Raw genomic sequence first — 5,799 nt, 5'->3', positions numbered from 1 at the left:
CAGACGTCGAAGTGCAACAAAAATCCCGGAGGGTACGACGTGCTGCCCTCTCCGGCACTCATAAATGCCGGCCCGGAATGGAACCTTAGGTGAACGTTATAGCCCGGATTGCCCGATCATATGTCACGCGGCGGGTGATGTTTGCCGTGCTTGTGCTGTGGGCAGTCTTTACTGCGGTATTCATCATCCTCTTCATCGTGCCAGGGGACCCGGCACAAGTCATTGCCGGCGGCGCCGGGGGGCTTGAGGCAACCGACGAGCAACTGGCTGCCATTAGAGCCCAGTACGGACTCGATCAGCCAGTAATTGTCCAGTATTCCAGCATGCTGTGGGGCGCGGTTACTCTGGATTGGGGCACGTCATTCGTATTCAAGCAGCCGGTATTACCCCTTCTTGCTGCGAACTTCGCCAGCACGGCACAATTGGCAGCCTTTGCTTTGATTGTCGCTGTGGTGCTAGGCCTGTTGATTGGCGGGCTAGCTGCCTACACGCAGTCACGGCTGCTGAGCTCGACGCTGGACGCGCTACCGCCGATCGGCGTCGCCACGCCGACCTTCTGGGTCGGTTTGGTGCTGATGCAAGTATTCTCGTTCACGCTGGGCTGGTTCCCCGCATCAGGGGACCAAGGGCTCGCCTCGGTCGTCCTTCCCGGATTGACCATGGCCATCCCTGCGGCGGCCACCATCGCGCAGGTCTTCGCCAAGTCCCTGCGAACGGCTTCCAACGAGCCATTCGTTCCGGTAGCGAGGGCCAAGGGTCTGTCTAGATTGCGGGTCTTCCTCTCGCATACCGCTCGCAACGCCCTCTTGCCCACGGTGACAGTGATGGGCCTGGTCATCGGATCCCTGTTCGCTGCTTCGACCGTCTCGGAAACAATCTTCTCCCGCAACGGACTCGGTATGGCGCTCCAGCACTCGGTGCAATCGAAAGACATCCCAATGGTTCTCGGAGCAGTGATGTTAGTGGCCGGTGTGTACGTAATCACGACGCTCGTTGTGGATCTTCTCTATCCCCTGATCGATCCCAGGCTGCGTTCGCAGACAGCACGAATCTCTGCAGCCAATGGCCCCTCAGAGCAGTCAGCAATCGAAGAAAGGGTGAGCGCATGAATGCTGCCGGGGTTAAGAACGGCCATGCTGTCCTGTTGCCGAATATGCAGCCCACAGGCGACAAGAAGGCCCGTGCCTGGAGTACGGCATTCGTGCACCTCTTGAGGAAACCTACACTGATTCTTTCAGGCCTGATCATTGGTGTGGTGCTGCTGTGGGCATTCGTGCCAGACGTTTTCTCCCCTTACGATCCGATCCGCGCTGACGTCAGTAAAATACTGCTGCCGCCGAGCACGGCACATTTCTTCGGGACGGATGAACTCGGCCGGGACGTATTCTCGCGGGTTGTTGAAGGCACCGCTGTTTCGCTCATTGCGCCGCTCATCGCTGTAGCAATCGGCCTTGTCTTCGGCGGACTTATCGGTCTACTCGCCGGATTCCTCGGACCGGTAGTCGATGGATTCCTAATGCGCGTGGTGGATGTCGTCCTCGCCATCCCGATGCTGGTCTTGGCCATGACCGTTGTCACAGCCGTAGGCTTCGGCGCGATGCCACTCGCCATCGGTGTCGGTATCGCCATGGTTGGTTCGGTTGCGCGCGTCATGCGATCCGAAGTACTGAGGATTCGTCAACTGACCTTCGTGGATGCGGAACGCTCCATGGGTGCCCCGGCCGCGTACATCGTCTTCCGACACGTTCTTCCGAGTTCAATGGGGTCCGTTCTGGTTCTCGCTGTGCTCGATTTTGTCCAAGCAATTTTGGCCATTGCAGCCCTTAGCTTTCTGGGTTTCGGCGCTCCACCACCAACGCCGGAGTGGGGCTCTGTGGTTTCAGCCGGCGAACCCTACCTGACAACCGGCTGGTGGATCGCCACTCTGCCTGGGCTAACGATTGCTGTTTTCGCGGTGGCCGTCAACCGCATCGCCCGCGAGCTCCAGAAGAACCGAGGCATACGATGAGCATCACTGACGTCCCAGTCACAGAACCCCTGTTGTCAATAGAGGACCTCCGAGTGTCCTATGACACCGGTCGGGCAAAAACGGAAGTTCTACACGGCGTTTCACTCACCGTCGGGGTCGGCGAGACTATCGCAATTGTCGGGGAATCTGGATCCGGGAAGAGCACGACGGCGCAGTCGGTTGTCCGGCTTCTCCCGGGACGAGGGTCCATAGATAGCGGCAGAATCCTTCTGAAGGGCACCGACATCGGCTCACGCTCGGATAAGCAAATGCGTGCTATCCGTGGTGCTCGGATCTCCCTCATTCCGCAGGATCCAATGGCCTCGCTCAATCCTCTGATCAAGATCGGTCGCCAGGTGGCGGAAGCCCTCGCCGTACACGGTCATCTAAGCGAAGACCCCACCGAGCAGGTCATTCAGATGCTTGGTGAGGCAGGACTACCCAACGCGCCGCGCGTGGCCCAGCAATTCCCTCACCAGCTCTCAGGAGGCATGCGGCAGCGGGTGCTCATTGCCATAGCCCTTGCTTGCACACCCGAGCTAGTAATTGCAGACGAACCAACCAGCGCACTCGATGTAACCGTCCAGAAGCACATTCTTGACTACGTCAGCGACAGAACGGCAAGCATCGGAGCCTCGATGCTCCTGATCACCCACGATCTAGGGGTCGCGGCAGACCGCGCCCACCGCCTCGTCGTGATGAATAAGGGCGTTGTCGTCGAGGACGGCCCTACCGATCAAGTACTCGGATCACCACGCGATCCATATACACGCCGCCTACTAGCCGCAGCTCCTGGACTGTCCAGCGCTGTACTTTACGCTCCGCTCAAGGGTTGGCCAGAACTGAGCGAGCGAAAGCCGCTGTTAAGAGTGACCGATTTGCGGAAAACCTTCCGTACTAGGGGCGGCATGGAAGTGAATGCGGTTAACGACGTATCGTTCGACGTTTTCGCAGGAGAAACCGTCGGTATCGTCGGAGAATCAGGGTCTGGCAAATCCACCGCCGCCCGGATTCTGCTCCGGCTCGAACAGGCAGACAAAGGCAGCATTCAATTCGACGGAACAGCGATCGAGCACACGCAAGGCCGCGCCCTCCGCGCTCTTCGACGCGCGATGCAGATGGTGTACCAAAACCCTTTCGGCAGCCTCAGCCCACACTTGACGGTAGGGCAGGCCATCGCGGAGCCGCTCCTCATCCACCGGATTGGACGTCGCGCCGAGCACAAGGAAGCCGCTGCGGAGCTCCTCAAGCTTGTTTCACTTGACGAAAGTTATCTGGAGCGCAGCCCAGCAACCCTGTCGGGGGGGCAACGTCAGCGGGTCGCGATTGCGCGTGCTCTGGCGCTGTCTCCTCGCTTGGTCGTGCTGGATGAAGCAGTCTCGGCCCTGGACGTCTCTGTCCAGGCACAGATTCTGGAATTGCTCGCTCAGATCCAGCAGGAACGCGGTGTCTCTTTCCTTTTCATTTCCCACGACCTGGCGGTTATCCGCCAAATCGCCCATCGCGTCGTGGTAATGCGAAATGGGTGTGTCGTCGAACAAGGGCCGACACAGGCAGTCTTCGACAATCCCCAAAACCCCTACACTCGCGCCTTGCTTTCGGCGATTCCAGGCCGCACTCTGACCGCGCACCGCAACTGATTTCCTGCTTTCAATTCAATAGAAAGGCTAGTTATGAACCGATTCATATTTTCCCGCCGCGGGCGCATAGCCGGAACCGCTACAGCACTGACGCTGTCGTTGATGGCGCTGACTGCATGCAATACCGGAGGAGGCGCCACGAACCCTGATGCCCCGGCCGCTGAGGGTGGAACACTGCGGGTCCTCCTGGCGGCTCAGGCGTCATGCATTGATCCTGCGGTCGCTTTCTCAGGCAACGAGCGCGCCATTGCACGTCCTCTTGCCGATTCATTGGTATCGATGGATCCGAAGACTGGGGAGATCAAGCCCTGGCTGGCCGAAAAGTGGGAAGCAAACCCGGATTCTACCGAGTTCACTTTCCACCTAAAAACCGGATCCACGTTTAGCGACGGAACGCCTGTTGATGCTGAGGCAGTAAAGAGTACGTTCGACTACATCACCAAAAACCTCCTGACATCTTCATTTCGCGGCGCCGGTTACCTTCGAAAATACGTAAAGACCGAGGTCGTGGATGCACAGACGGCGCGGGTGGTCTTTGGCGCCCCGGCACCTTATTTCCTCGCAGGAGCGACTACGAACACACTGGGAATTCTGTCCGTCTCGTCCGCAAAGAAGAGCCCGGATGAGCGCTGTGCCGGCGACTACATCGGGAGCGGACCTTTTACTCTCGACGAATACACTCAGGGCCAGAGTGCCAAAATCGTGAAGCGCCAGGGGTACCAGTGGGGGCCCGCAACTGCAGACCACCAAGGTGCTGCCCACTTGGACGCGATTAACTTCAAGATCATCAACGTGTCGAACGCTCGCAGTGGCAGCCTGCAGTCCGGTCAAGCTGACGTCATGATCGATGTCGCAAAGGAGGACATACCAATGCTGGAGAAGAGCGGCACGGTAAGTTTTGGCACCCAACCAGGAATGCCGATGTCGCTACTCGCCAACTCCTCACGCCCGGGCCTAAAAGACAGCGCGATACTGGAAGCACTCCGGACAGGGTTCGACCGCTCAAGCGCTGTCAGAGCCGTCCTCGGCGAACGATACACGGCAGCCACAAGTGTCCTCACTGCGAACCTGCCGCAATACAAGGACGAAAGCAAGCTACTTGAATTCAACCCAAAGGGAGCGGAGAGCGCACTCAATGATGCCGGATGGACCGCAGGACCGGATGGGGTTCGGGTCAAAGACGGAGTGCGTGCTGAGTTCGACGTTAACTTCACATCAACCTACCTTGCGGCATCTTCGCAGCTGCTTCAGCTGTTTCAGCAGCAGATGAAGGACCTCGGTATCGTCATCAACCTGCACGACCTTCCGCAGGCCGGGCTACTACAGACGATCAGCACACATGACTACGACTTCTACGTCACATCGCTGACCGATGTCGACCCTGACATCATCCGTTCGACGGCAACTCGCATCCTCGACGCAGAGACTCTCAAATCTTCAGGAGTGCAGGCGTTGTTCGATGCAACAGCCCAGAAAACCGACCCGAGCGCACGAGCCGTTCTGTTCGGCGACGTTCAAGACGCACTCATCGAGAAGGGTTTCGTCATCCCGATTTGCGAGGCAGGTCAGCTAGTTGCCTCCGGGCAGAAAGTGCGGCACCTGGGTATGGACTTCCAAGGGTACTTGGATTTCTACGACACTTCGCTCGCGAAATAGGGCCGTGCAAGCGCGGAGGCGCCGAGACGAAACTGCGCGAAACGGTCGGCCTTCGTCATCTGGACGGTCGGCTCGATGTCCCAAGAAAGGCGGGTCAGACCGGATAGGCGATCGCATTCAAACCATTGTCTGCACTTTGGTCATGCCCTCTTAGCCTAACCAGTTCGGATGACCGACTAAATCAAAAATGGAGGGATACCTGCAACAATTGACACAGACGACTCGTGGCGACCGGAAACTGAAGTTTCCATGCGGCACGAGTCGTCTGTGGTGCTATAGGAGAATCCGCGGTGGAGCCCTGCCTTCGGTGAAGGCGATGACAGCTCTGTGAAGCATCGAGCCAGCAGTTACATGTTTCGCAGCCCCTTGGCCAGCTTTTTGTAACGGTCAGCGACTTCGCGCCGCGTGTTCAAGCCCCACTTAGCGTAGAGATGTGACGGACGAAGGGCGTCGGGGCATTCTGGTCACTCGACATGGCTTCGGTTCTTTCACGGG

At 58.4% G+C, this 5,799-nt stretch carries 4 protein-coding genes; all 4 read left to right on the top strand.

From position 1 onward, the window contains the following. Positions 1–89 precede the first annotated feature (89 nt). From QRN51_RS21335 to QRN51_RS21320, 4 genes are read left to right on the top strand one after another with little or no spacing between them, the layout of a single operon-like run. Positions 90–1,109 (top strand): ABC transporter permease, encoded by a 1,020-nt coding sequence (locus QRN51_RS21335; protein WP_284991809.1) that lies wholly within the window; start codon positions 90–92, stop codon positions 1,107–1,109. Next, positions 1,106–2,008 (top strand): ABC transporter permease, encoded by a 903-nt coding sequence (locus QRN51_RS21330; RefSeq protein ID WP_284991808.1) that lies wholly within the window; start codon positions 1,106–1,108, stop codon positions 2,006–2,008. Before QRN51_RS21335 ends, QRN51_RS21330 begins: the two co-directional genes overlap by 4 nt. Next, the gene (locus QRN51_RS21325; RefSeq protein WP_284991807.1) at positions 2,005–3,648 is read left to right on the top strand and encodes a dipeptide ABC transporter ATP-binding protein; all 1,644 of its coding nucleotides are present in this window, start codon (positions 2,005–2,007) and stop codon (positions 3,646–3,648) included. Before QRN51_RS21330 ends, QRN51_RS21325 begins: the two co-directional genes overlap by 4 nt. A gap of 33 nt (positions 3,649–3,681) precedes the next feature. Next, positions 3,682–5,304, top strand: coding sequence for an ABC transporter substrate-binding protein (locus QRN51_RS21320; protein ID WP_284991806.1), 1,623 nt, complete (start codon positions 3,682–3,684; stop codon positions 5,302–5,304). Positions 5,305–5,799: the final 495 nt, after the last annotated feature.

Origin of the sequence: Arthrobacter sp. efr-133-TYG-120 (genome assembly GCF_030209785.1) — a bacterium.
Taxonomy (GTDB): domain Bacteria; phylum Actinomycetota; class Actinomycetes; order Actinomycetales; family Micrococcaceae; genus Arthrobacter.
This window is presented reverse-complemented; position numbering and strand designations above follow the sequence as displayed.